The sequence below is a fragment of the Nakamurella deserti genome (assembly GCF_003260015.1).
GTDB lineage: Bacteria > Actinomycetota > Actinomycetes > Mycobacteriales > Nakamurellaceae > Nakamurella > Nakamurella deserti.
Map to the genome: position 1 here is coordinate 1,715,049 of NZ_QCXS01000002.1, position 22,571 is coordinate 1,737,619.

The 22,571-nt window shown below is 73.0% G+C and carries 25 protein-coding genes and 1 pseudogene; 14 read left to right on the forward strand and 12 right to left on the reverse strand.

Annotated features, from left to right (window positions below):
• Positions 1 to 8: 8 nt before the first annotated feature.
• The 4 genes from DB033_RS07820 to DB033_RS07835 form a co-directional block, all read right to left on the reverse strand.
• Entirely contained in the window at positions 9 to 1,349 is a 1,341-nt protein-coding gene (locus DB033_RS07820) for a class I SAM-dependent methyltransferase (protein ID WP_111766191.1), read from the reverse strand.
• Entirely contained in the window at positions 1,346 to 2,740 is a 1,395-nt protein-coding gene (locus tag DB033_RS07825; protein ID WP_111766192.1) for an FAD-binding oxidoreductase, read from the reverse strand. Before DB033_RS07825 ends, DB033_RS07820 begins: the two co-directional genes overlap by 4 nt.
• Before the next feature lie 163 nt (positions 2,741 to 2,903).
• A complete protein-coding gene (locus tag DB033_RS07830) occupies positions 2,904 to 3,383 on the reverse strand; it encodes an SsgA family sporulation/cell division regulator (RefSeq protein ID WP_157970569.1) in 480 nt (159 codons plus the stop codon).
• 268 nt (positions 3,384 to 3,651) lie between these two features.
• The gene (locus DB033_RS07835) at positions 3,652 to 4,611 is read right to left on the reverse strand and encodes an acyl-ACP desaturase (protein WP_111766194.1); all 960 of its coding nucleotides are present in this window, start codon (positions 4,609 to 4,611) and stop codon (positions 3,652 to 3,654) included.
• A 204-nt stretch (positions 4,612 to 4,815) separates the two neighbouring features.
• Between DB033_RS07835 and DB033_RS07840 the strand changes: the two genes are divergently transcribed.
• Both DB033_RS07840 and DB033_RS07845 read left to right on the forward strand, forming a co-directional pair.
• On the forward strand, positions 4,816 to 5,373 hold the full coding sequence (locus tag DB033_RS07840) for a phosphate-starvation-inducible PsiE family protein (RefSeq protein ID WP_240615784.1): 558 nt from the start codon (positions 4,816 to 4,818) through the stop codon (positions 5,371 to 5,373).
• Positions 5,370 to 5,789, forward strand: a complete 420-nt coding sequence (locus DB033_RS07845; protein ID WP_111766195.1) for an SRPBCC family protein — start codon at positions 5,370 to 5,372, stop codon at positions 5,787 to 5,789. Before DB033_RS07840 ends, DB033_RS07845 begins: the two co-directional genes overlap by 4 nt.
• Here DB033_RS07845 and DB033_RS07850 read toward each other — a convergent pair.
• Complete coding sequence (locus DB033_RS07850) at positions 5,770 to 6,753, reverse strand: helix-turn-helix transcriptional regulator (protein ID WP_111766196.1); 984 nt, start codon at positions 6,751 to 6,753, stop codon at positions 5,770 to 5,772. The genes DB033_RS07845 and DB033_RS07850 overlap by 20 nt on opposite strands.
• 101 nt (positions 6,754 to 6,854) lie before the next feature.
• Here DB033_RS07850 and DB033_RS07855 point away from each other — a divergent pair, with 101 nt between their 5' ends.
• Together DB033_RS07855 and DB033_RS07860 are read left to right on the forward strand one after the other, a co-directional pair.
• Positions 6,855 to 7,604 carry a histidine phosphatase family protein gene (locus DB033_RS07855; RefSeq protein ID WP_111766197.1) on the forward strand — a complete coding sequence of 250 codons (750 nt, stop codon included), beginning with the start codon at positions 6,855 to 6,857 and terminating at the stop codon, positions 7,602 to 7,604.
• Positions 7,601 to 8,476 carry an NAD(P)H-hydrate dehydratase gene (locus tag DB033_RS07860; protein WP_111766198.1) on the forward strand — a complete coding sequence of 292 codons (876 nt, stop codon included), beginning with the start codon at positions 7,601 to 7,603 and terminating at the stop codon, positions 8,474 to 8,476. The genes DB033_RS07855 and DB033_RS07860 overlap by 4 nt, the downstream gene beginning before the upstream one ends.
• A 598-nt stretch (positions 8,477 to 9,074) precedes the next feature.
• Here the strand turns inward: DB033_RS07860 and DB033_RS20910 are convergent.
• The 3 genes from DB033_RS20910 to DB033_RS07870 all read right to left on the reverse strand — a co-directional run bounded on the left by DB033_RS20910 (position 9,075) and on the right by DB033_RS07870 (position 11,091).
• Complete coding sequence (locus DB033_RS20910) at positions 9,075 to 9,239, reverse strand: hypothetical protein (protein ID WP_170315493.1); 165 nt, start codon at positions 9,237 to 9,239, stop codon at positions 9,075 to 9,077.
• 67 nt (positions 9,240 to 9,306) lie between these two features.
• A complete protein-coding gene (locus tag DB033_RS07865) occupies positions 9,307 to 10,011 on the reverse strand; it encodes a class I SAM-dependent methyltransferase (protein WP_111766199.1) in 705 nt (234 codons plus the stop codon).
• 42 nt (positions 10,012 to 10,053) lie between these two features.
• Positions 10,054 to 11,091, reverse strand: coding sequence for an isopenicillin N synthase family dioxygenase (locus DB033_RS07870; protein WP_111766200.1), 1,038 nt, complete (start codon positions 11,089 to 11,091; stop codon positions 10,054 to 10,056).
• 190 nt (positions 11,092 to 11,281) lie between these two features.
• Between DB033_RS07870 and DB033_RS07875 the strand changes: the two genes are divergently transcribed.
• The gene (locus DB033_RS07875; protein WP_111766201.1) at positions 11,282 to 11,710 is read left to right on the forward strand and encodes a hypothetical protein; all 429 of its coding nucleotides are present in this window, start codon (positions 11,282 to 11,284) and stop codon (positions 11,708 to 11,710) included.
• Positions 11,711 to 11,721: 11 nt separating this feature from the next.
• Here DB033_RS07875 and DB033_RS07880 read toward each other — a convergent pair whose 3' ends face one another.
• Positions 11,722 to 11,997 (reverse strand): hypothetical protein, encoded by a 276-nt coding sequence (locus tag DB033_RS07880; RefSeq protein WP_157970570.1) that lies wholly within the window; start codon positions 11,995 to 11,997, stop codon positions 11,722 to 11,724.
• Positions 11,998 to 12,228: 231 nt separating this feature from the next.
• Between DB033_RS07880 and DB033_RS07885 the strand changes: the two genes are divergently transcribed.
• From DB033_RS07885 to DB033_RS07910, 6 genes are all read left to right on the forward strand, one after another.
• Positions 12,229 to 13,494, forward strand: coding sequence for a sensor domain-containing phosphodiesterase (locus DB033_RS07885; RefSeq protein WP_157970571.1), 1,266 nt, complete (start codon positions 12,229 to 12,231; stop codon positions 13,492 to 13,494).
• Between the two features lie 709 nt (positions 13,495 to 14,203).
• Positions 14,204 to 15,061, forward strand: a complete 858-nt coding sequence (locus tag DB033_RS07890) for a type II secretion system F family protein (RefSeq protein WP_240615785.1) — start codon at positions 14,204 to 14,206, stop codon at positions 15,059 to 15,061.
• Positions 15,058 to 15,996 carry a type II secretion system F family protein gene (locus tag DB033_RS07895; RefSeq protein ID WP_111766204.1) on the forward strand — a complete coding sequence of 313 codons (939 nt, stop codon included), beginning with the start codon at positions 15,058 to 15,060 and terminating at the stop codon, positions 15,994 to 15,996. The genes DB033_RS07890 and DB033_RS07895 overlap by 4 nt, the downstream gene beginning before the upstream one ends.
• Before the next feature lie 36 nt (positions 15,997 to 16,032).
• The gene (locus DB033_RS07900; RefSeq protein ID WP_111766205.1) at positions 16,033 to 16,275 is read left to right on the forward strand and encodes a hypothetical protein; all 243 of its coding nucleotides are present in this window, start codon (positions 16,033 to 16,035) and stop codon (positions 16,273 to 16,275) included.
• Positions 16,276 to 16,288: 13 nt separating this feature from the next.
• A complete protein-coding gene (locus DB033_RS07905; protein WP_111766206.1) occupies positions 16,289 to 16,696 on the forward strand; it encodes a TadE family protein in 408 nt (135 codons plus the stop codon).
• Between the two features lie 176 nt (positions 16,697 to 16,872).
• Complete coding sequence (locus tag DB033_RS07910) at positions 16,873 to 17,277, forward strand: hypothetical protein (RefSeq protein WP_111766207.1); 405 nt, start codon at positions 16,873 to 16,875, stop codon at positions 17,275 to 17,277.
• Positions 17,278 to 17,428: 151 nt separating this feature from the next.
• Here the strand turns inward: DB033_RS07910 and DB033_RS07915 are convergent, their stop codons facing one another.
• On the reverse strand, positions 17,429 to 17,821 hold the full coding sequence (locus DB033_RS07915; protein ID WP_111766208.1) for a PGPGW domain-containing protein: 393 nt from the start codon (positions 17,819 to 17,821) through the stop codon (positions 17,429 to 17,431).
• A gap of 166 nt (positions 17,822 to 17,987) precedes the next feature.
• On the opposite strand from DB033_RS07915, the gene prfB reads away from it, so the two are divergent.
• Together prfB and DB033_RS07925 are read left to right on the forward strand one after the other, a co-directional pair.
• Positions 17,988 to 19,097 carry a peptide chain release factor 2 gene (gene prfB / locus DB033_RS07920; RefSeq protein ID WP_205843713.1) on the forward strand — a complete coding sequence of 370 codons (1,110 nt, stop codon included), beginning with the start codon at positions 17,988 to 17,990 and terminating at the stop codon, positions 19,095 to 19,097.
• Between the two features lie 126 nt (positions 19,098 to 19,223).
• Positions 19,224 to 19,616 (forward strand): hypothetical protein, encoded by a 393-nt coding sequence (locus DB033_RS07925; RefSeq protein ID WP_157970572.1) that lies wholly within the window; start codon positions 19,224 to 19,226, stop codon positions 19,614 to 19,616.
• Between the two features lie 60 nt (positions 19,617 to 19,676).
• Here the strand turns inward: DB033_RS07925 and DB033_RS07930 are convergent, their stop codons facing one another.
• Entirely contained in the window at positions 19,677 to 20,546 is an 870-nt protein-coding gene (locus DB033_RS07930; protein WP_111766211.1) for an NmrA family NAD(P)-binding protein, read from the reverse strand.
• An 84-nt stretch (positions 20,547 to 20,630) separates the two neighbouring features.
• Here DB033_RS07930 and DB033_RS07935 point away from each other — a divergent pair, with 84 nt between their 5' ends.
• On the forward strand, positions 20,631 to 21,320 hold the full coding sequence (locus DB033_RS07935; RefSeq protein WP_111766212.1) for a TetR/AcrR family transcriptional regulator: 690 nt from the start codon (positions 20,631 to 20,633) through the stop codon (positions 21,318 to 21,320).
• Between the two features lie 6 nt (positions 21,321 to 21,326).
• Here the strand turns inward: DB033_RS07935 and DB033_RS07940 are convergent.
• A pseudogene (locus DB033_RS07940) lies at positions 21,327 to 22,555 on the reverse strand (MFS transporter).
• Positions 22,556 to 22,571: the final 16 nt, after the last annotated feature.

Sequence of the window (22,571 nt, forward strand, 5' to 3'; positions counted from 1 at the left end):
CCGGCCGGTCACCACCACGGGCGCAGGGGCACCCCCGCCGACCCGTCCGGATGCGGCCGCACCGCGAGCACCTGGTGCAGCTGGATGTGGTTGCGCTCGAAGCCCAGGCGGGACGCGGCCATGTACAGGCCCCAGGCCCTTGCGGTGCCCTCGCCGACCTCGGCGACGCAGGCGTCCCAGTCCCGTTCGAGGTTGGCGCACCAGTCGCGCAACGTCAGACCGTAGTGCTCGCGCAGGTTCTCGCTGCCACGAACCTCGAAGCCGATGTCCTGCATCGCGGAGATGATCCGGCCCGAGCCGGTCAGCTCGCCGTCGGGGAACACGTACCGGTCGATGAAGGCCTCGGTCCGGTAGGCCGAGGTGTTCTCCGGTCGGGTGATGCAGTGGTTGAGCAGCCGCCCGCCGGGGCGCAGCCGCGTGTACAGCGAGCGGAAGTACGCCGGGTAGTGGGCCACCCCGATGTGCTCGGTCAGCCCGATCGAGCTGACGGCGTCGAAATCGGTGTCCGGCACGTCGCGGTAGTCGCTGAAGCGCACCTCGGCCAGCTCCTGCAGGCCCTCGTCGCGGATGGCCCGCTGTGCCCATTCGGCCTGTTCGGCCGACAGCGTCACGCCGACGGCGCGGACCCCGCGGCGGGCCGCGTGACGCACCATGGAGCCCCAGCCGCAGCCGACGTCGAGCAGTCGCTGTCCCGGCCGCAGACCGAGCTTGTCGAACACGAGCTGGAACTTCGCGGCCTGCGCATCCACCAGTGAGGTCTCCGGCGTGGCGTAGACGGCGCAGGTGTAGGCCATCGACGGGCCGAGTGTGTGCTCGTAGAACGCGTTGGAGATGTCGTAGTGCCGGCTGATCGAGTCGGCGTCGCGCTCGCGGGAGTGCCGGCGCACCGGGCGCAGCCCGTCCACGGCGCGGCGCCAGCGCGGCGGCGCCTCCTGCGGCGGCGGCGGTACCGGGCGCAGGGTCCGCCAGCCGACGGCCTGCAGCAGCGCCCGCAGCTCCCCGACGGCGGGCCGGGTGAGGTGCATGCCGTCGGCCATCGCGCGCAGCATCGGGTACGGGTCGCCGGGGGTGACGCCGCCGAACGTCAGGTCGCCGGCGACGTAGGCACGGGCCAACCCGAGATCGCCCGGTGCGGTGAGGACGTAGGTCAGTGCCCGTGGGGTCGCGACGTGCAGACCCAGCGGGGCGTCGGCCGGGCCGGCGCTGCTGCCGTCGTAGGCGGTGAACCGGAACGGCAGCGGCGGCGCCACCACCGCGGTCACCAGGTCCGCGACCGTCGCCGGCGTGCGGTCCCCGGTGCGGGGGCGGGTCCGGCCGCGGACCCCGGGGGAGGCTCGGAACGTGGTCATCGGCGTTGCACCGCCTTCGCGTAGAGGTCCAGCAGCCGGTGCTGCGGGTCGTACCGCCGTTTCAGCACGGCGTACCGGTCGCCGCCGTAGCGGGCGTCGAATTCCGCCCTCGGGTAGTAGCTGTCGGAGTACAGCGACTTGTGGCCGCCGAGCCGGCTCACCTCGTCCTCGATGCGGCGGTTGGTCGCGCCCGGCGACGCCGGGTCGCCGCTCACCACCGACCAGAAGCCGACGTTGACGTAGGTGCGGTCCGCCTCCAGCGGATACAACGGGTACCGCGGGCCTGCCGTCGCCGGCCCGGGTCGCTCCCGCAGCGGGCACCACCACAGCGGTTCGATGGGCACCGTGCCGAGGAACCAGTCGACGAAGTCCGCCGACCGCTCGAGCGGGATCTCCACGTCCTGCACCACGCGTTCCAGCGCGGGCCGCCGGTGCAGTCGCTCGATGCGGTCGGCGATCGCCCACCGGCGGTCCAGCGCGACCAGCTTCGCGTAGACCGAGCTGCGCCGGTACCGCCGCGGCCACAGCCGCCGGATCAGCGGCTGCTGCGCCCCGAAGGCCCGGGAACACCAGAACCAGTCGGTGTCCCAGCGCCACAGGTAGTCCGCGGTGGTGAGCCGGTCGGAGGTGCGGCGCCGGATCGAGCGGTAGTAGATCTGCTGCCCGGTGTAGTCGCTGACCGGACCCGCCTCGTCGGTCCGGGTACCGACGGTCAGGTAGCTCTCGTCCGGCCCGAACACCACGCCGTCGAGGTAGTCCACCGGCCGCCCGTCGAGCCGGCCCGCCGCCACGAGTGAACCGGTCAACTCCTGCAGCTCCCCGACCGACCGGCAGCGCAGGTGCCGCAGCGCCACGAACGCGGTCGCCGGTTCCAGCTCCAGGCGGACCCGCGTCGCGTATCCGAGGGTGCCGAACGAGTTCGGGAAACCGTGGAACAGGTCGGCGTGCGCGTTGGTCGGCGTCGCGGTGACGAGTTCGCCCGAGCCGCAGAGGATGTCGAGCTCCCGCACCGACTCGTGCACCAGCCCGGCCCGGAACGACGACGACTCGATCCCCAGCCCGGTGACCGCACCCCCGACCGTGATGGTCCTCAACTGCGGCACCACCGTCGGGACCAGCCCGTACGGCAGGGTCGCGGCGACCACCGTCTCGTAGGTGCACATGGCGCCGACGTCGACGGTGCCCGCATCCACGTCCACCGCGAGCACCCCGTCGAGCCCGCGGACGTCCAGTCCCGGCCGCACCGGCCGGCTGCGGGCGCGGAACAGGTTGGACGAGGTCTTGGCCAGCCGTACGGGTGCGCCGGGCGGGATCGCGCGGTAACCGGCCACCAACCGCTCGACCGAGGCCGCGTGGGCGGCACGGGGATCGGCGGCGGTCGCCGCGGTCATCGGGCCGCTCGGCGGTGCCAGGGGCGGCGACGGATGGTCACCATCGGCCGAAGACTAGACCGCCCGCGGACGCCGGCGGCGCGGGGGTCCGACGCGATCCGCCGGGGTGGGACGACGCCGCGACGGCGTCCGGGCGGCGGGTGCCCCGGCCGGCCCGGGCCGGTCAGGCGGAGTCGGTGTGGTGCCGGTCGGGATCGGCGCTGAGCTGCAGCAGCAGATCCAGCTCGGCGTCGAGGGAGTAGAAGCGGTCCTCGGTGTCCTCCGGGACCAGCGCGTACATCTGCCGGACGAAGTCCTGCGCCGGGTGCAGCTCGCCGTACAGGAACGCGCGACCCTGGTGGGACCGGAGCTCGACGAGCAGGCCGTCGTCGCCGGGGAAGAAGCGGATGTCCCCGATGCCGGATGCCATCACGACGCCCTCCCGGAGCAACTCGCGCGACAGCACCCAGTCGACGGTCCGGCCGCCGGTGAGCCGGAAGTTGGCCCGCACCAGGAACGGCTCGCTCGCGCTGTAGCGCAGTGTCGCGGTCACCGGCTCCTCCGCCGCGCCCGTCACCGAGACCATCGGGAACGCGACGGTGACGGGGGAGGTGAGTGCGACGCCGTGGCCGTCGTGGTCGCCGTCGATCCGCGGGAGGCTCATCGCGCACGTCCTTCTGAGAAAATGTGGCCGACGCGGTGCGGGTCGGTCTTCACTCAGAGTAATTGCATTATTGCGCTGCGTGTATATGGCGCGCATCACATCCGGTCGCCCGACGGGCCCGCGCGGACCGTGAGACCGGCCCGTCGAGGGCCACCCGATGGGACCCGCCGGCCCACCGGACGGCCCTGCGGGAACCGTCGCCGTCGCGCTGCGTGACCAGATGCCGGCCGGGGCCCGTCGTCCGCGGGCGGCTCGGGCCCGGGGGGCGTCAGCCGCCGTCGGCCGCCGCGCGGGCGCGGGCGCGGTCCCGCCGCTCGACGAACCGGGAGGCCTGCTGGTCGAGCTCGGCGAGGAACACCGAGAGCTCCTCGCGCGCCCGTTCACCCACCGGACCGAAGTCCGTCCGGTCGAACACCTTCCAGTACTTCAGCACCGGCATGATCACCGCGTCGTGGTGCAGCCGGAGGTCGTAGATGCCGGCCTTGGCCATGATCACCGAGTTGCGCATGAAGTCCGGCATGCCCTGCCCCGGCATCGCGAAGTCCACCACCTCGTCGCGGATGGCGACCATGGTGTCGTCCGGCGCATGGTCGAACGCGGCCTGCACCAGGTTCCGGTAGAAGATCATGTGCAGGTTCTCGTCGGCGGCGATCCGGGCGAGCAGCTGCTCGGCGACCGGGCAGCCGGCGGAACTGCCGGTGTTGCGGTGCGAGACCCGGGTGGCGAGCTCCTGGAACGACACGTACACCACGGTGTGCAGCATGCTCTGCTGCTCCCGGTCGTAGCCGGCCGTCATGTGGGCCATCCGCAGGTCCTCCAGCTGCACCGGATCGACCCCGCGGGTGACCACCAGGTAGTCGCGCAACGCGATCCCGTGCCGGCCCTCCTCCGCGGTCCAGCGGCCGACCCAGTTGCCCCAGGCGCCGTCCTGGCCGAACTGCTGGTGGATGATCCGGTGGTAAGACGGCAGGTTGTCCTCGGTCAGCAGGTTGACGATCATCGCCGTCTTCGCCACCGGGTCCAGCGCCGAGTCCTCCGGACGCCAGTCCTCGCCGCCGAGGAAGGCGAAGTCCTTCCCCTGGCTCCACGGGATGTAGTCGTGCGGCATCCAGTCCTTGGTCACCTTGAGGTGCCGGTTCAGGTTCTCCTCCACCACCGGCTCGAGGTCGAGCAGCAGACGGACCTGGACACCCTCGTCACCGGAGGGGAGCGGGCGGCTGAGGGTCATCGGGCACCGCCGGCCGAGGCGCGGAGACGGTCGACGCGGGGATGTTCCATGCGCTTCAGTGTGCCAGTCCACGGGGTCCCTCGCGCCGGGTGACCGCTGCGTGAGCAGCGGATACGGACGCCCCCGCACGGACGCCGGACCGCCGGAGCGGACGGACGACCCAACCCCGGGCGCCGCATGTCCCGGTACGGCACAATCCCTCGGATGGCCCACTCCGCCGGCGGACAGCGCCGCGACACGTCCGACGATCCGCGTCCGCACCCCCCGCTGATCGTCCGGATCGGCAACCGCACCCTGGAGATCGCCGAGATGGTGGTCTACGTCGGGATCGCGGTCTTCCTGGTCGTCACCGCCCTGTCGCTGCTGGTGCAGGCGGCCCGGCAGGTCCTGCCGCTGTTCGGTCCAGAAGGGGTCAGCGGGCAGCTGGCCATCGACATCCTGGACATCCTGCTGCTGGTCTTCATCGTCGTGGAACTGCTGTTCGCGGTCCGGATCACCATCACCCGACGCGAACTCATCGCCGAGCCCTTCCTGCTGGTGGGCATCATCGCCTCGATCAAGGAGATCGTCGTGCTGTCGGTGAAGGCCGCCGACGAGATCGGCAAGGGCCCGACCTTCTCCGATTCGATGTGGGAGATCGGGGTGCTCGGGGTACTGGTGGTCGTGCTCGGGACCACGGCGTTGCTGCTGCGCCGCAAGGAACGCGAACCGGTCGAGGGCAACGAGGACACCGAGGACGACCCCTACGAGGAGGGCCTGTGAAGCTGACGCTGCGCGCTCGCGGCACCGCGGCCCCCGATGAGGTCTGGGACCGCTACCTGCACCCGTCCCGCTGGTCGGAGTGGTCGCCGCAGATCCTCGGGGTGGACACCGACGGCGACGTGCTGGTGCCCGGGCTGGCCGGGACCGTCCGGGGCCCGCTCGGCGTCGCGGTGCCGTTCCGGATCGCTGACGTGGACCCTTCGGCGGCGGTCCGCAGCTGGTCCTGGCGGGTCTGGCTCGGTCCGGTGTCGTTGTGGCTCGAGCACACCGTGATCCCGCTGGACGCGCCCACCGGTCCCGTCGGCCCCGACACCCGGCGCACCGCCACCACCCTCGACCTCCAGGGGCCGGCCCCGATCGTGCTGGGCTACGCGCCGGCGGCGCAGCTGGCGCTGGTCAGGCTGGTGCGGCGCTGACGGCCGGGGCGCCGTGCCGCTGCAGGCGGGCGCCGATCGTGGCCGCGAGGGCCACCAGTTCGTCGTTGCCGTGGATCTCGTAGCCGACGTCGACCGGGATCCACACCAGGTACATCAGCAGGGACTCCAGCGCCTCGCCGTCGATGGGGAGGCGCGTGCGCCCGCCGTCGACCGCCACCGCGCCGCGGGCCCAACTGCCGAAGCGCTCGTGGACGGCGGCCACCGGGAGGTCGATGACCAGTTCCGCGGTGACCCTGCGGAACAGGTTGCGCAGCGACTGCTGGACGAAGACGACCGGATCGCCGGCCGGCGCGTCCCGCTGCCGGAAGCGCAGTCCGGTGCCCTGCAGCCGCGCGATGCGGTCGATGCGGAAGGTGCGCCAGTCCCGCCGGTCGACGTCCCAGCACACCAGGTACCACGCCCGGCCGGCCGCGACCACGGACAACGGCTCCGCCTGCCGGTCGGTCTCGGCGCCGTCGGCGGCGAGGTAGCGGAACCGGACCCGCTCGGTGTCCCGGCACGCCAGCGCCAGCTGACCCAGCAGCTCGGGTGACACGCCACCGCCCCGGGGGTGCGCCGGCCGCACGTGCTCGCCGAGCGCGTTCACCCGGCGCCGCAACGCCTTCGGCAGCAGCTGCTCGAACTTCGCCAGCGCCGACAGCGTCGTCTGCTCGCCGTCGACCAGGCCCTGGGTGGCCGCCAGCCGCAGCCCGACGGCGACCGCGACCGCCTCGTCGTCGTTGAGCAGCAGGGGCGGCAGCTGGGCACCGGCGGCGAGCCGGTACCCGCCGGCCAGGCCGCGGGTCGCGTCCACCCGGTAGCCCAGCTCGCGCAGCCGCTCCACGTCCCGGCGCAGGGTCCGCTCGGTCACACCGAGCCGTCGCGACAGCTCGGGTCCCGACCACTGCCGGTGGGTCTGCAGCAGGCCGAGCAGGTCGAGGACGCGACTGGTGGCTCCGGACATACCGCTGATCCTGCCGCCTGCAGCGGACGGGAACTGTCCTGAATGCGGGGTGACCGCCCGGGTGCGGCGGGTGATTCCCCCGATTGGGTAGGGCCCTGATCATGGGAGCCACCGAACTCGTCCTGGTCCGTCACGGCGAGAGCATGGGTAACGTCGCGGCCGCCGCGGCACACGCCGCCGGCGCCGAGGTCATCCAGGTCGGGGCCCGGGACGCCGACGTCCCGTTGTCGCCCACCGGGGTCACCCAGGCCGAGGCGTTCGGCCGCTGGCTGGCCGCGGTCCCGGCCGACGAGACGCCGCAGTCCGTGTGGTGTTCGCCGTACGTCCGCGCGGTGCAGACCGCACAGACCGCGCTGGCCACCGCCGGTCTCGAGCTGCCCTTCCGCATCGACGAACGCCTGCGTGACCGCGAACTGGGGGTGCTGGACCTGCTGACCACCCTCGGCGTCGAGCGGCGCTTCCCCGAGGAGGCGGTACGGCGGCGGTGGCTCGGCAAGTTCTACCACCGGCCCCCGGGTGGCGAGTCGTGGGCGGACATGGCCCTGCGCCTGCGGTCGCTGCTGCGCGACCTCGACGACGACGAGGACGGCCGGCGGGTGCTCGTGGTCGCCCACGACGCCCTCATCCTCACGGTGCGCTACGTCTGCGAGCGGATGGGCGAGGCCGACGTGCTGGGGATCGCGGCGACCACGTCGGTGGCCAACGCGTCGGTCACCCGGCTCGCCCGTCCGTCCGGAACCGGCGCCTGGACGTTGATGTCGTTCAACGAGGCCGACCATGTCCGCGCCTCCGGCGCCCCGGTGACCTCCCACCCGGGCGACAGCGACGTGCTGCCGGTGCACCCGGCATGAGCGCGCCCACGATCGTCACCCCGCACGTCCTGCGGGACTGGCCGCTCCCCTCGCCGGGCAGTTCCAAGGGTTCCCGCGGCCGGGTCCTGGTCGTCGGCGGGGCCCGCCGGACCCCGGGCGCGGCGCTGCTCGCGGGACGGGCCGCGCTCCGCGTCGGGGCGGGCGTGCTCACGTTCGCGGTCGCCTCGTCGGTCGCCGTCCAGGTGGCCGTGGCCGTGCCCGAGGCCGGCACCGTCGGCCTCGCGGAGAACGCCGCCGGCTCGGTCACCGGGGACGACCTGGCGCTGCTGGACAGCGACCTGTCCGGCGCGGACGCCGTCCTCGTCGGTCCGGGCCTGGACGACGCGGACCTGGCCGAGGTGTTGCTGCGGGGACTGCTGCCGCGGATCCCGGACGGTGTCCCGGTCGTGCTCGACGCCTTCGCGCTCGGGGTGCTGGACCGGCTCGGGGACGCCGCAGGCGCGGTGGCCGGCCGGCTCATCCTGACCCCCAACCAGGCCGAGGCGCACCGGCTGCTCGGCCAGGACCCGGAATCCGACGTCGAGCCCGATCTGGCCGAGGTCGCCCGACGCTACGGCGCGGTCGTGTACTGCCAGCAGTCGATGGTCAACCCCGCCGGTGAACGCTGGGAGGGCTCGTCGGGGCACGGCGGGCTCGGGACGTCGGGCAGCGGAGACGTCCTCGCCGGGGCGGTCTGCGGGCTGCTCGCGCGCGGTGCGTCCCTGGAGCAGGCGGCGTGCTGGGCGGGTCATCTGCACGCGACGGCTGGCGACCGGCTGGCCATCGAGGTCGGGCCGCTGGGTTTCCTGGCCGGCGAACTGGCCGACCGGCTCCCCCTGGTGATGGCGGAGCTGGCCGGCTCCCGCTCCTGAGCCATCGGCGGTCCGTGTCCGCTCGCGGTGGGGGTTCGTCGGGGACGGGCCGCGGGTCGGGTCCGGCTGGACGACGACGGATCACGGGTCGGCGCCCTGGGTCGCCTTCTGGTCGATGACGTCCTGGACGTGACGCGGGATCGGACCGCAGCCGCTCCCGGTGGGGGCCTGACGCGGGCCGCGGGCCGGGTAGACGGAGACCGGTCCGGCGTCGGCGCCCCCGGGGTCGCCGTTCGGTCGATGACGTCCGGACGTCACGCGGGATCGAACGGCAGCCGCTCCCGGTGGGGGCCTGACCCGGGCCCCGGACCGGGTCCGGGTGGACGACGACCGATCAGGCGTCGGCGCCCCCCGGGGTCGCCGTCCGGGCGATGACGTCCTGGACGTCACGCGGGATCGGACGGCAGCCGCTCCCGTCGGGGGCCTGACCCGGGCCGCGGCCGAGGTCCGGGTAGACGGCGACCGATCAAGCGTCGGCGTCCCCGGGGTCGCCTTCCAGGCGGTGACGTCGCGGACGTGACGCGGGATCGGACCACAACCGCGCCCGGTAAGAGCCCTGAACCGGGCCGCGGCCCAGGTCCGGGTAGACGGCGACCGATCAGGCGTCGGCGCCCTGGGTCGCCTTCTGGTCGATGACGTCCTGGACGTCACGCGGGATCGGACGGCAACCGCACTTGTCGGTGTGCTGCAGGTGCCAGCGCACCCGCTCCTCCATGGACGCCTTGGCGCCGAGGACGTGTTCGTCGTGCCAGTCGGTGTTCATGACTCCATTGAACGCCGCGGCTGTGACACCCGCCACCGGTGCGACGCGACGACCTCGGTGTACCGGTTCAGCTCGTCGGCACCCGGGCGATCACGACGAACTCGTTGTAGACGAACAGCTTTCCGGTCCACCGCGGGAACGGGAACGAGTACCGGCGCGCGACCTGGAGGCCGAGATCGGCACACAGCGCCGTCAGCTCGTCGAACCCGCTGAACACGACGTGCGTGGGGTCCGAGGCGTATCCACGCTCCTGCGGGGTGAACAGCACCAGCCTGCCCCCCGGCCGCAACGCCGGCAGGTAGCTGCCGAGCACGGTGCGGGCCTCTGCCGGGGTGAGGTGCTCGACGAGGTGGGCGGCCAGCAACGCGTCGAACCCGCCCGGCGCCGACATCGCGGGGTCGGCGAAGAACTCGACGTCGGTGTGGGCGTCGCCGCCCGCAGCGCGCGCGACGGCCACCGAATGCGGGTTGTGGTCCACCCCGACGCTGCCCGCGGGCAGGTTGCCCAGATTGCGTCCGGTACCGCAACCGACGTCGAGCGTGCGCCCCAGACGCAGCGCCCGCAGGTGCAGCTGCCAGGGCAGTTGCACGCGCAGCAGCTTCTTCCACCACTTGCCCTGCAGCCGCTCCAGCCGCTCGGCGTAGTCCCGGTCGGCGGTGGCGGGTGCGCCGGCGGGGGCGTCCGTCGCCGGTCCCGGCCCGGTGACGGGGGACGGCGGCGTCACCGCGGGACCCCGGGACCCGGTCGTCGTTGGATCCCGCGTGTCAGCCATGCCCTTGATGGTGCCAGCTGTCGGACCCTGTCCCGAACACGCTCACAGAAGGTCGGGGTGGTGCCGGGCCGCGACGTCCGGGTGCGCCCGCAACCGTGACTTCAACGCGTTCTCGCCGTAGGTGGAGAAGATGGGGTTGTCGGGGTCGGCGGTGACGCCGGTGGCGGCACCCGTCAGCGCCGGGTCCAGGGGCAGCACGGGGATGGTCGCGTCCAGCGCGGGGTTGAAGAAGAACGGGATCGAGATGCGGGTGCTCCCGGCCGGTGGCGAGATCACCCGATGCACGGTCGCTTTGAGGTAACCGTCGGTCGCGACCTCCAGCAGCTCACCGATGTTCACCACGAACGCCCCGGGAACCGGTGGGGCGTCGATCCATTCGCCGTCCTTCTCCACCTGTAGCCCGCCCTTGCCCGGTTCGACGAGCAGCAGGGTCAGCACACCGGCGTCCTTGTGCGCTCCGACTCCCTGCCTGGCCTGGTCGTCGTCCCGTCCGGGGTAGCGGACGATCTTGATCAACACCGACGGCTTCCCGGCGAACGCCGCGTCGAAGACGTCCGCCGGGGCGCCGAGGGACTCCGCCCACGCCCGCAGCAGTCGCATGCCGATGGCCGACAGCGTCTCGTCCCAGCGGGTGACCACCCGCTGGAGGGCGGGCAACGACGCCGGCCACTGGTTGGGGCCCTCCAGGCGCAGGTAGTCGGGCACACCGGGGCCGCGGGGGACGGCGGGTCGCTCGGCTCCGATGTCGATCTGTTCCCGCCAGTCGACCTCGCCCCTGGTCAGCTCACCGCCGACCCGGGTCCAGCCCCGGAAGTGCGGCGAGTTGACGTTCTCGATCGCCCGCTTGTCGGCCTCCGGAAGGGCGAAGAACGCCTCGGCGGTCGCGAGCAGCTCGGCGGTGAGCGCGGGATCGACGCCGTGGCCCACCAGGTAGAAGAAGCCGTACTCGTGGGTGGCGTCCCGCAACGCGGCCCGGAAGGCCGCGGCCTCGTCCTCGCCGGCGTCGAGTCGCGAGAGATCCAGCACCGGCAGGCTGGCGGCGGTCCCGGACGTCGGTGCGGTGGGTGTGGACGCCGTCATGGTTGCTCCCTCGTGCCTGTGGCCGGCCCCGATGTTACTGACCCGTGATCGGGTGCGGTGCCGGTCCGGGTGGGCGGGTGAATGGGTGCGGTGCCGGTCCGGGTGGGCGGGTGATCGGGTGCGGTGCCGGTCCGGGTGGGCGGGTGATCGGGTGCGGTGCCGGTCCGGGTGGGCGGGTACAACAGCCGGCATGGCTGCAACCACGTCCGCCGTCACGGCCGCCTCCCTGGGCGCCTGGGTGTTGACCTGCAACCCCCGGCTGACGGACCCGGCGCGGCTCCGCGACGAGGGCGTGGAGCGCTGGTGTGTGGCGTCGAACTACCGCAGCGACCTCTTCGCCCCCGGTCAGCCGGTGCTGCTCTGGCTGACCGGAACGGACCGGCGGTGGCCGCGTGGGCTGCGCGGCCGGGGCGTGGTGGCGGGACCGGCCACTCCGCCGGGACCGGACGGCCGGTACGTCCCGCTGCGGCTGGACGTCTGGGACACGTCGGTCGACGTCGTCACGCTCGCCGCGGCCGGACTGGGCGATCTGGAGGTGCTGCGGCAGCCCCGGATCGCCAACCCGTCCTTCGTCACCGTCGGGCAGTGGGCCCGGCTGGAGCCGCTGCTCCCCCGTTGACCGGGCCTGGATCAGGTACGGACACCGGGCAGGCCACCGGCTTCGCCGACGCCGTCAGGGACGTCGCCGGCGCCGCTGTTGATGTCGCTGAGCAGCTGCTTGGGGTCCACACCCAGCTCGGTGACGAGGGCGGGCGGGTTCTCGATGTCGAACGACTCCGGCAGCTCGGTGCGGGCGCGGGCCGCGTCCTCGGTGCGACCGGCCTGCTCGAGGTGTCCGACGATTTCGTCGCGGGTGATCTCCATGGTGTCCTCCGAAGTGCGCCGGCGGGCGTGGGCTGTCTCCATCGGCGTCCCGTCGCGCATCCGCCGGTCTACCCAGGGGCAAGGTCGGCCACACCTACGGCCGTTGCGCGGGTGACCGTGACGTCACCCCCGGGGTGACAACCCACTGCATGGTCACCCTCACGGGTCACGGACGAGCGTCTGCCGCCCAGATCACCGCGCTCCGAGGTCTTCGACACCGACGGATTGCCACTTTCGACCGAACAGCGCGTCCGGATGCCTCATGCTGTGCGCATGACCGAGACCTCCCGCCGGCAGACCCGGTCTGCCCGCCACTACCTCGACGCCAGCGCGCACGCGTCGAGCCTGGAGACCACGGTGATGATCGCCGCGCGCACCCTCCGGTTCCCCGTCGCGATGGTGACGATCGTCGACGAGCACGAACTGCACGTGATCAGCGCCGTCGGCGTTCCGGCGGGGAGCGTGCTGCCGCGCGCACAGACGATCTGCGACGCCATTGTCCGCAGCGGCGGACCGGTGGTCACCGCGGACGCCGTGCACGACGACCGCTTCGCCCACGTGCCGCACGTGGACAGCGGGGACGTGGGCACCTACATCGGGGTACCCCTCACCGGTCGGGAATCGATGATCATCGGCTCGCTGTGCGTGCTGGACCCGCGGTCGCACCCCGTCGCCCCCGACGACGTCAACCGGCTCGCGGACTTCGGCCGCATCGTCGAGGACCAGCTCGACCTCATGCGCCGGCTGCACGAGCAACGGCTGCAGCCCGGAGTGGTCGGCGCCGAGATCGCGGACGCCATCCGGGGCGGAGCCATCGTGCCCTGGTACCAGCCGGTCATCGAGCTGGGCAACGGGCGGCTGATCGGGTTCGAGGCGCTGGCGCGCTGGGACCATCCGACGCTTGGCTGGCTGGACCCGAACACCTTCGTGCCGTTCGCCGAGGACAGCGACCTCATCGTCGAGCTGGACCACAGCATCATGCGGCAGGCGCTGACCGACCTGGCGCGCTGGACCGGGCGGGTCCCGGACCTGCGGATGGGCGTCAACATGTCCAGCCGCCAGTTCGACCGCCCGGACTGGCGGGACACCGTCCGGGCCACCCTGGCCGGGACGGGCGCATCGGCGTCGTCGGTGGACCTGGAGCTCACCGAGACCGTCCGGCTGGCCGCCCACCACTCCGACGGCGCGTTCGTCCGGGAGCTGCAGGCGCTCGGGTTCACCGTGTGGATGGACGACTTCGGCACCGGGTGGTCGTCGCTGGAGTACCTGCTGCGACTGCCGGTCGACGGCATCAAGATCGATCGCGTGATGGCGGTGGCGCTGGGCACGCCGGTGGGCAACGCGGTGACCCGGGCGGTGACCGGGATGGCCGCCGACCTCGGCCTGGCCGTCACCATCGAAGGCGTGGCCACCGTCGAGCAGGCGGCGCTGGCCGAGCAGCTCGGCTGCCGCTCGGCCCAGGGCTACCTCTGGTCTCGGCCGGTGCCCGCGAGCGAGGTCGAGACCTCCTGGCTCGACCGGGGGCGCACCGGCGGCTGACCCGGTCACTGGCGGCGGACCCGGCACACGGTGCTGACCTGGCGCACCGGTGGCCGGCCCTGGCGACCTGTGGTCGACCCGGCGCGCAGGGTCGGCTGGATGGGCGCGCCGGCGGTCGACCCGGCGTACCGGCTGACCCGGCGCTCCAGGTGGCCCGGCGCACCGGCAGTTGAACTGGTGCGCTGCGCCCGGCGCGGCGGCTGACCCGGCTTCCAGGTGGTCGGTCCGGCGCACAGGTGGCCGGCCCGGCGCACCGGTAGTCCAACTGGCGCGCCTGCCCCGGCCCGGCGCTCGACCCGGCGCACCGGCGGTCCACCCGGCGCAGAGGTGGCCGGCCCGGCGAACCGGCAGTCGAGTTGGTGCGCCTGCGCCCGGCTCGGCGCTCGACCGGGAGCACCGTCGACGGGTCCTTACGCACGGTGACTGTCTGGCGCCGGCGGCCGACCCGGCGCACCGACGGTCGACCCGGCGTACCGGTGAGGGCGGATGCCCCGGGCAGACGGTGACCGACCATCGATTGCCGTCACGAAGCGTGACCTCCAGCGGGCCGCTCGACGTTGCTTCACCCGTTCGGCCTGCTCAGGTTGTCCACACCTTTCGGATTCCCCGTTCGGCTCGGGCCGAATGAGTGATACTGAGCTGCGGTGACCGGCGACGCCGATCCCGCCACAGCGCCGGCCGGCGCTGCGACGAAAGCGACCCGGGGGGCATGGTGGGAGCCGTCATCGGGCTGGTGGCCGGGCTGGGCCTGCTGCTGATCTGGAGTGCGTTCAGCCGCCCCCGCGCCACCGCATCGGCACCCCGCCGCGGTCACCGCACCCGCGAGAAACTGGCCCAGGCCGGCCTGACCGGAGTCAACCCCACCCAGCTCGTCCTGCTGCAGGTGCTCGGCGGCGTCGTCGGGCTGGCCGTGGTCTTCGTGGTCACCACGTCGCTGGCCGTGTCCACCGTGTTCGCCGTGTTCGGCGCGATGGTGCCGCGGCTGATGGTGTCGCGGTTGCGCAACCGGCGCCAGTCCGAGCTGCGGGAGGTCTGGCCGGAGGTCGTGGACAACCTGACCTCCGGCGTGCGGGCCGGGCTCTCGCTGCCGGAGGCCCTGGCGTCGGTCGGCACCCGCGGACCGGAGGCCATCCGGGAACCGTTCCGGCAGTTCGGGTCCGACTACCGCGCCACCGGTCGGTTCAACGACTCGATCGACCGGCTCAAGGCCGCCCTGTCCGACCCGACCGGCGACCGGGTCTGCGAGTCGCTGCGGGTCGCCCGGGAGGTCGGCGGCACCGACCTGGGGCGGCTGCTCAGCACCCTGTCCGGTTTCCTCCGCGACGACGCCCGTACCCGCAGCGAACTGATGGCCCGGCAGTCCTGGTCGGTGAACGCGGCCCGGGTCGCGGTCAGCGCACCATGGCTGATCCTGCTGCTGCTGGCGACCCAGCAGCAGACCCTCACCGCCTACGACTCCCCCACCGGCATCGTCATCCTGGCCGCGGGCGCCGCCGTCTCGGTGTTCGCCTACCGCCTCATGATGCGCATCGGCCGGCTCCCGGAAGAGCGGCGGGTGCTCCGGTGAACCTCGTCGTCACCGGCGCCGTCCTCGGTGGCCTGGCCGGTCTGGGCCTGCTGCTCGCGGTCGCCTCGTCGCCGCCGATGCGCCGGCTCACACTGTCCGACCGCATCGCCCCGTACCTGGCCGACGCCCCGCCACCGTCACGGCTGCTGGCCGCGCCCGTACCGACCGGGCCGGCGTCGGTGCTGCAACGGCTCTCGGTGCCGCTGCTGAAGGACCTGGTCAACCGACTGGACCGCATCGTCGGCGGTCAGGTGTCGGTCCGCCGCCGACTGGCCGCGCTGAACTCGCCACTGACCGTCGAGGACTTCCGCGCCGAGCAGGTGGTGTGGGGGGCGATCGGACTGCTCGGCGGGCTCGGTCTCGGCGTCCTGGCCCTGGTGGCCGGTGAGGCCAATCCGGTCGGCGTCGGTGTCCTGGTGCTGCTGTGCGCCGTCGTCGGGGTCCTCGCCCGCGACCAGTGGCTCACCCGCCAGGTCCGCACCCGCGACGCCGAGATCCTCGCCGAGTTCCCGGTGGTCGCCGAGATGCTCGCCCTCGCCGTCACCGCCGGTGAGGGACCCAGCGGCGCCATCGAACGCATCACCCACCTCGCGCACGGCCCACTGGTCGGGCAACTCGCGGGCATCCTGGCCGACACCCGCTCCGGCACACCGTTCCTCGAGGCCGTCACCACCGTCCGCGACCGCACCCGGCTCGAACCGTTCGCCCGCTTCCTGGACGGGATGGCCGTCGCCATCGAACGCGGCACCCCGCTCGCCGACGTGCTCCGCGCCCAGGCCGCCGACGTCCGCGCCCTCTCCAAGCGGCAGCTGATGGAGGCCGGCGGCCGCAAGGAGATCGGGATGATGGTGCCCGTCGTCTTCCTGGTGCTGCCCATCACGATCGTCTTCGCCCTCTACCCCGGCCTCGTCGCCATCACCACGGTGGCGGGCTGACCCGTCATGCACCCGCACCCACCCGGAAGGACCCCCATGTCGCACCGCGCCCAGATCGCCGTCACCCGCGTCACGCTCACCCTGCTCGCCGGCCTCACCGCTCTCGGCACCCGCACCGCCGACGACCGTGACGACCGCGACCGCGACGGCGACCGCGGCGACGTGCCGGGCTGGGTGATGATCACGTTGATGACCGCGATCGTCGTGGTCGGCCTGCTGGCGGTCTTCCGGGGTCAGGTCACCGACGCGGTGAAGACCGCGTTCGACTCGATCAAGTGAGCCGTCGCCGCCGATGAACGTCCGCCCCGACCGGGCCGCGGACCGGGCCGACCGGGGATCGGCGGTGGCCGAGTTCGCCATGGTCGGTGTCGTGCTGATCCTGCTGTTCTTCGCCGTCGTACAGGGTTGCCTGTGGATCTACACCCGGCACATCCTCGGGTCCGCCGCCGCCGAGGCCGCGAGATATGCCGGGCTGTCAGAGGTCTCGTCGTTCGACGTGACCCGACGGGTGGCGGACCACCTGGGTGACGGGGTCATCGGCGGGGTCCGCGGCTCGCTGGTGTGCACCCGGTCCGGCACCGCGGTGATGACCGAGGTCCGGTGCACCGTGCCCGCCCCCGGACTCGTCGGGCTGCTCGACGGTGTGCTGCCCGCGGTCACCGCGGTCGGACACTCGGCGCGCGAGGGGATCGTCGGGTGACCGGACGCCACCGGGTCGGACAGCGGCCGCCCGGACGATGCCGGGCCGGGCAGCGGCCACCCGGACAACATCGGGTCGGACAGCGGCCGTCCGGACGATGCGGGGACGGACTGCAGCCGTCCGGACGCCACCGCGCCGCGCCGGCCGACGGGGGTCGCGCGGTCCTGGAGTTCCTCGTGCTCGGCGTGCTGGTGATGATCCCGGTGCTCTACATCGCCATGTCCGCGCTCACCGTGCAGGCCACCACCTTCGCCGCCGCCCAGGCCGCCCGTGACGCCGCCCGGCTGCTCGACAACGCCCCCAGCGCCACCACGGGTGAGGCTCGTGCGCTCGCTGCCGCCCGGCAGACCCTGGCCGATCAGAACCTGGCGACCGGCGGGGTCCGGCTGCACTACGTCGCCACCGGCGCCGACTGCGCCACGGCCCCGGCCCGCCGACCCGACCTCAGTCCCGGTGCCGTCTACGACGTCTGCATCACCGTGCCGCTCGTGCTGCCCCTGCTGCCGGCCGACCTCACCGCGGCGAACACCATCACCGGCGTGTTCACCCTGCACGTCGGGGAGTTCCGGGAAACGCGCTGAGCGGCGCAGCATTCGTCCGCGAAGCGCGCTGAGCGGCGCAGCGTTCGTCCGAAAGCGCGCTGAGCGGCGCGGCGTTCGTCCGAGAGGGCGCCGATCAGCGAGCGGTCCGTCCGTACGGGCTCAGATCAGCGAGCGGTCCGTCCGTGAGGGCTCAGATCAGCGAGCGCGGAGCCTGGTTGCGCTGCATCCGCGCGTAGATCACGGTGCCGACCAGGAACAGACCACTCAGGATCAGCACGATCGCCGACAGCGTGTTGAGGAACGGCAGCTTCACGCCTGCCACGCCCAGGATGCCCAGCACCACCAGCGCGAGAGCGCAGGCCAACGCCAGGCCCGCCTTGACCTTGGAGTCCTTGACCTCGTCGATGCCCTGCTGCGCCTTGTCCTTGGCGTAGTCCAGCGGCTTCTTCGCCCAGTCGAAGCGGGTGGCCAGCAGCGCGAGCCCGGCGGCGATCAGCACGAACCCCGGGCCGGGCAGGACCAGCAGTGCTATACCGGCGACCAGCAGCAGTGCGCCCAACGTGACCGAGACGGCCGTCTTCATGGTGCTCCTCGACTCGAGCGGAAAGGTTCCTGCCGATCGGATACCCACCGCGGGTCGCGACCAGCGAGAGTCCACCGTGCCGGGTGAAAGGTCGACGGCGACCACCCGGCGGTGGCCGCGCTCGTCCGACCCGGGCCGCACAGCCGGACGCGTAGACTTCCTCGACGTGCATCCCGACGATTCCGCAGACCTCAAGGCCCTCGACACCACGCTGACCAGCATCGAGAACGCGCTGGACGTCGAGGCGATGAACGCGAAGATCGCCGAGCTGTCGGAGCAGGCCAGCGCCCCCGACCTGTGGAACGACGTGGACAGCGCCCAGAAGGTGACCTCCGCGCTGTCGCACACCCAGGCCGAGCTCAAGCGCATCCAGGACCTGCGCTCACGGCTGGACGACCTCGAAGTGATGTACGAGCTCGGCGACGAGGACCCCGACACGCTCGAGGAGGCCCGCACCGAGGCGAGGACGCTGCACGGCGACATCGAGGCCCTCGAGGTCCGCACCCTGCTGTCCGGTGAGTACGACGTCCGCGACGCGCTGGTCACCATCCGGTCCGAGGCCGGCGGGGTGGACGCCGCCGACTTCGCCGAGATGCTGCAGCGGATGTACCTGCGCTGGGCCGAGCGTCACCACTACGCCACCGAGATCTACGAGACCTCCTACGCCGAGGAGGCCGGCATCAAGTCGACCACGTTCGAGGTCAAGGCCCCCTACGCCTACGGCACCCTCTCCGTCGAGCAGGGCACCCACCGGCTGGTCCGCATCTCCCCCTTCGACAACCAGGGCCGCCGTCAGACGTCGTTCGCCGGCGTCGAGGTGCTGCCCGTCGTGGCCTCCACCGACGTGGTGGACATCGACGAGAAGGAGCTTCGGGTCGACGTCTACCGCTCGTCGGGCCCCGGAGGCCAGGGCGTCAACACCACCGACTCCGCGGTCCGGATCACCCACCTGCCCACCGGCATCGTGGTGAGCTGCCAGAACGAGCGGTCGCAGATCCAGAACCGCGCGTCGGCGATGACGGTGCTGCAGTCCAAGCTGCTCGAGCGCCGCCGCCAGGAGGAGAAGGCGACCATGGACGCCCTCAAGGACGGCGGCAGCTCCTGGGGAAACCAGATGCGCTCCTACGTGCTGCACCCGTACCAGATGGTCAAGGACCTCCGGACGAACTTCGAGGTCGGCAACCCGGGTGCGGTGTTCGACGGCGACATCGACGGATTCGTCGAGGCGGGCATCCGGTGGCGCCGCAGCAACGAGCAGGAGCAGCAGCAGAACTGACCGGCGCGGTCCCCTGACCGGTGGACCGCACGATCCCCCGGACGCTCCGCCGGTGACCGGACACCCGGCCACCGCCTCGCGGACGAGAGTCGAGCCCACCAGCCCGAACCTGTCCGAGGAGCCATGATGGAACACCGCATCCGCCGCATCGCCGGCGTCGTCGTCATCGGGATGGCGACCGTCGGGCTCGCCGTCCTCGGCACCGGCACCGCGTCGGCCACCGACCTGCCGCACTCCCCCGCCACTACCCTGCAGATCGACGCCGGCACCGGCGGCGTCACGGCCGACCGCGTCGCCGTCCGCGCCGGTCAGCTCGTCACCGTGACCACCGACGCCGACGGCACCCTCGCCCTGTCGGTCGCCGCATGCGCCCCCGGTCCGACCGGTACCGCCCGCGTGGCCGACCGCACCGATCGACCGATGCGGGTCACCGTGACGACCCGCCGGCCCGGCCTGCCGCCGCGCATCCTCGCCCACGACACCGTGCCGCCCGGATCGGTGCTGACCGTCCGCGTTTGAACCGGCGGCCCCGTCCTCCGAGGCGGCAGCGCCGCTGGGCTCGGATTCCGCACCCCGCGGTCAGGTCCGGACGTCCGCGGGCAGCTCCTCCGCGAGCAGCGCCCCGACCGTGGTCGTGGGGCGGCCGATCAACGCCGCCATCGCCGGGTCCACGATCCCGAGGTGGCGCTGCCGGGACGCGCGGAAGATGCCCAGCATCATGGTGACGCCCAGCTCGGGCACGCCGGCCGCGGTCAGCTCCGCGCGGTAGTCCTCGTCGTCGAGCACCACATGGCGGATCGGCCGATCCAGCACCGCCGCGGCGACGTCGGCGAGGCCTGCACAGTCCGTCGCCTCGCCCGCCGTCAGGTTCACGGTGGCGGTGTCGACGGCTGGGTCGGCGAGCAGCATGGCGATCGCCGGCGCGAGGTCGCGGTGCGCCGTCCACGAGATCGGAGCGTCCACCGGCACTCTCAGCTCGCCGGTCTGCACCGCCGTCCGCAGCAGCCGTAGCGGGGTGTCGGCGTAGAAGCCGTTGCGCAGTGCGGTGAACGGCACCCCGCTCTCGCGCAACAGCACCTCGGTGGTCGCGTGGGTCACGGCCGGCGGGAACGGCGACAGTGCGTCCGCGCCGACGTGGCTGGTGTAGAAGACGCGTCCCACACCGGCGTCCCGGGCCGCGTCGAGAGCCGCCCGGTGCGCGTCGATCGCGGCGGCGCCGTGCCGCGGGGCGGACACGATCAGCAGCCGGTCGGCGCCCGCGAAGGCCTCCCGCAGCGACGCCGGATCGTCGTAGCTGCCGTGCCGCACCCGGACACCACGCCCGCTCAGCGTGGCGAGCTCGTCCGGTCGCGTCGTACTGACACCGATGCTGTCGGCGGGCAGCCGTTCGAGCAGTGCGGTCACGACCGCTCCCCCGAGTCGGCCGACGGCTCCGGTCACCACGATCATCGTCAACCTCCTGATAGCGCTGCTACCCAATTGTCGGTAGCGCTGTAGTAGCTACGCTATCACCGATTTGGTAGCATCGGTGGCGTGACTGATCCCGACGTGCCCGCCCGCGAGCGGATCCTGCGCGCCGTGCTGGACCTGCTGCGGGAGGGCGGCGCCGACGCGGTGTCGACCCGGGCCGTGACCGCCCGGGCGGGTGTGCAGGCCCCGGCGATCTACCGGCAGTTCGGTGACAAGGACGGGCTGCTGGACGCCGCCGCCGAGCGCGCGTTGACCGACTGGGTGGCACACAAGAGCACCGGCGCCGCGCCCTCGGACCCGGTGGAGGCGCTCCGCAGCGGCTGGGACGACGCGGTGCAGTTCGGTCTCGACCAGCCCGACGCCTACCGCATCGCCTACGCCCGGACCGACCGCGGGCCGGCCGTGCGCTGGGGTCACGATCTGCTGCGGGAGAAGATCCTGGCGGTGGCCCGGGCCGGGCGGCTGGCGGTGCCCGCCGGGCGGGCCCAGTCGTTGATGCAGGCGACCAACCGCGGTGTCGTTCTCACGCTCCTGGACACCCCGGTCGCCGACCGCGATCCCGGGTTGAGCGCGCTGGCGCGCGAGTCGACACTCACCGCGATCACCACCGACGCGCCGTCCCGGGACGCCTCACCGGCCGCCGCCGCGACCGCGTTGCAGGCGCTGCTGCCCGAGAGCACCGCCCTGGTCCCCGCCGAGCGGCAGCTGCTGCACGTCTGGCTCGAGCGCATCGCCACCGACGCCGCACCCTGACGCTGGTCAGCCCGCTGCGACGATGCGCTCGGTGGGTGGCGGCCGGCGCGGCAGGACACCGGCCAGCAGCACCACGAGCAGGCCGGACAGCGGCACGATGAGCAGCCCCCAGCGCAGGCTGGTGGCGTCGGCGACCACCCCGACCAGTGGCGGCGACACCAGGAACCCGAGGCGCATCATCCAGTTCAGCAGGCCGATGGCGGTGCCCGGCCGGAACCCGGGCAGCTCGTCGGCGGTGTGGAGGCCGCCGGGATGAGGGTGGCGATCCCGAAGCCGGCCAGGCCGAACCCGACGATCGACCCGGGCACGCTCGGGAACATCAGCGCCGTCCCCATTCCGGTGCCGGTGATCAGCCCGCCGGCCCGCGCCATCGTCCGGCGGCCGAAGCGGTCGACCATCCGGTCACCGACGAGCCGGCCGACGAACTGCGCACCCGCCAGCGAGACGAAGCCGAATGCGGCGACCGCGGGCACCGCGCCCAGCGAATCGGACAGGTACACCGCCGCCCACGTGTTGCCGGCGTCCTCGACGATGGAGGCCGCGATGGCGATCACACCCAGCGCGAGCAGCGCCCGCCAGACGGCCGGCCGGACCGCGGCGCGGCGCGCCGACCCCGGTTCCGCCGGGTCGGCGCGCGGCGTCACCGGCTCCGGCCCGGGCAGCAGGAAGCGGAGACAGACGACGTTCACCCCGGCCAGCAGCACGCCGGAGATCGCCAGGTGCAGTGTCAGCGGCAGATCCAGCGCGGCGGCGGCGCCGCCCATCAGCCCACCGGTCAGCGCGCCGACGCTCCACACCGCGTGGAACGAGTTCAGGATCGACCGCCCGTACAGCCGCTGCACCCGCAGTCCGTGGGAGTTCTGGCCGACGTCCACCACCGCGTCCAGCGCACCGGCCGCGAACATGGCCACCGCCAGCACCCACCAGACCGGTGCCGCACCCGCGAGGACGACGAACGCGGCGGAGGCGATCATCCCGGCCACGGCCACCCGGGACGACCGGAAGCGACGGATCAGCACGCCGGCCAACAGCGCCGACACCAGGGCGCCGATCGGGCCGGCGGCGATCGCCACCCCGTAGGCGGCGTTGCTCAGGCCGAGCTCGGACTTCACCGCGGGCAACCGCGGGATGAGGTTCCCGGGGATGGCACCGTTGGTGAAGAACAGCAGCGACACCGCGATGCGGGCGCGGCGCAGCCGGGCGGGGCCGAGGCCGGCGGGATCGGCGGACGTCACCGGGGCACGGTAACCG

Coding starts and splice junctions, on each gene's coding strand:
- DB033_RS07830 (WP_157970569.1), bottom strand. CDS start 3,383: ATGAGCCTCCCGCGGATCGACGGCGACCACGACGGCCACGGCGTCGCA.
- DB033_RS20910 (WP_170315493.1), bottom strand. CDS start 9,239: ATGAACACCGACTGGCACGACGAACACGTCCTCGGCGCCAAGGCGTCC.
- DB033_RS07855 (WP_111766197.1), top strand. CDS start 6,855: ATGGGAGCCACCGAACTCGTCCTGGTCCGTCACGGCGAGAGCATGGGT.
- DB033_RS07915 (WP_111766208.1), bottom strand. CDS start 17,821: ATGAAGACGGCCGTCTCGGTCACGTTGGGCGCACTGCTGCTGGTCGCC.
- DB033_RS07820 (WP_111766191.1), bottom strand. CDS start 1,349: ATGACCACGTTCCGAGCCTCCCCCGGGGTCCGCGGCCGGACCCGCCCC.
- DB033_RS07825 (WP_111766192.1), bottom strand. CDS start 2,740: ATGACCGCGGCGACCGCCGCCGATCCCCGTGCCGCCCACGCGGCCTCG.
- DB033_RS07870 (WP_111766200.1), bottom strand. CDS start 11,091: ATGACGGCGTCCACACCCACCGCACCGACGTCCGGGACCGCCGCCAGC.
- DB033_RS07850 (WP_111766196.1), bottom strand. CDS start 6,753: ATGTCCGGAGCCACCAGTCGCGTCCTCGACCTGCTCGGCCTGCTGCAG.
- DB033_RS07885 (WP_157970571.1), top strand. CDS start 12,229: ATGACCGAGACCTCCCGCCGGCAGACCCGGTCTGCCCGCCACTACCTC.
- DB033_RS07865 (WP_111766199.1), bottom strand. CDS start 10,011: ATGGCTGACACGCGGGATCCAACGACGACCGGGTCCCGGGGTCCCGCG.
- DB033_RS07890 (WP_240615785.1), top strand. CDS start 14,204: ATGGTGGGAGCCGTCATCGGGCTGGTGGCCGGGCTGGGCCTGCTGCTG.
- DB033_RS07835 (WP_111766194.1), bottom strand. CDS start 4,611: ATGACCCTCAGCCGCCCGCTCCCCTCCGGTGACGAGGGTGTCCAGGTC.
- DB033_RS07905 (WP_111766206.1), top strand. CDS start 16,289: ATGAACGTCCGCCCCGACCGGGCCGCGGACCGGGCCGACCGGGGATCG.
- DB033_RS07840 (WP_240615784.1), top strand. CDS start 4,816: ATGGCCCACTCCGCCGGCGGACAGCGCCGCGACACGTCCGACGATCCG.
- DB033_RS07925 (WP_157970572.1), top strand. CDS start 19,224: ATGGAACACCGCATCCGCCGCATCGCCGGCGTCGTCGTCATCGGGATG.
- DB033_RS07930 (WP_111766211.1), bottom strand. CDS start 20,546: ATGATCGTGGTGACCGGAGCCGTCGGCCGACTCGGGGGAGCGGTCGTG.
- DB033_RS07880 (WP_157970570.1), bottom strand. CDS start 11,997: ATGGAGACAGCCCACGCCCGCCGGCGCACTTCGGAGGACACCATGGAG.
- DB033_RS07875 (WP_111766201.1), top strand. CDS start 11,282: ATGGCTGCAACCACGTCCGCCGTCACGGCCGCCTCCCTGGGCGCCTGG.
- DB033_RS07860 (WP_111766198.1), top strand. CDS start 7,601: ATGAGCGCGCCCACGATCGTCACCCCGCACGTCCTGCGGGACTGGCCG.
- DB033_RS07900 (WP_111766205.1), top strand. CDS start 16,033: ATGTCGCACCGCGCCCAGATCGCCGTCACCCGCGTCACGCTCACCCTG.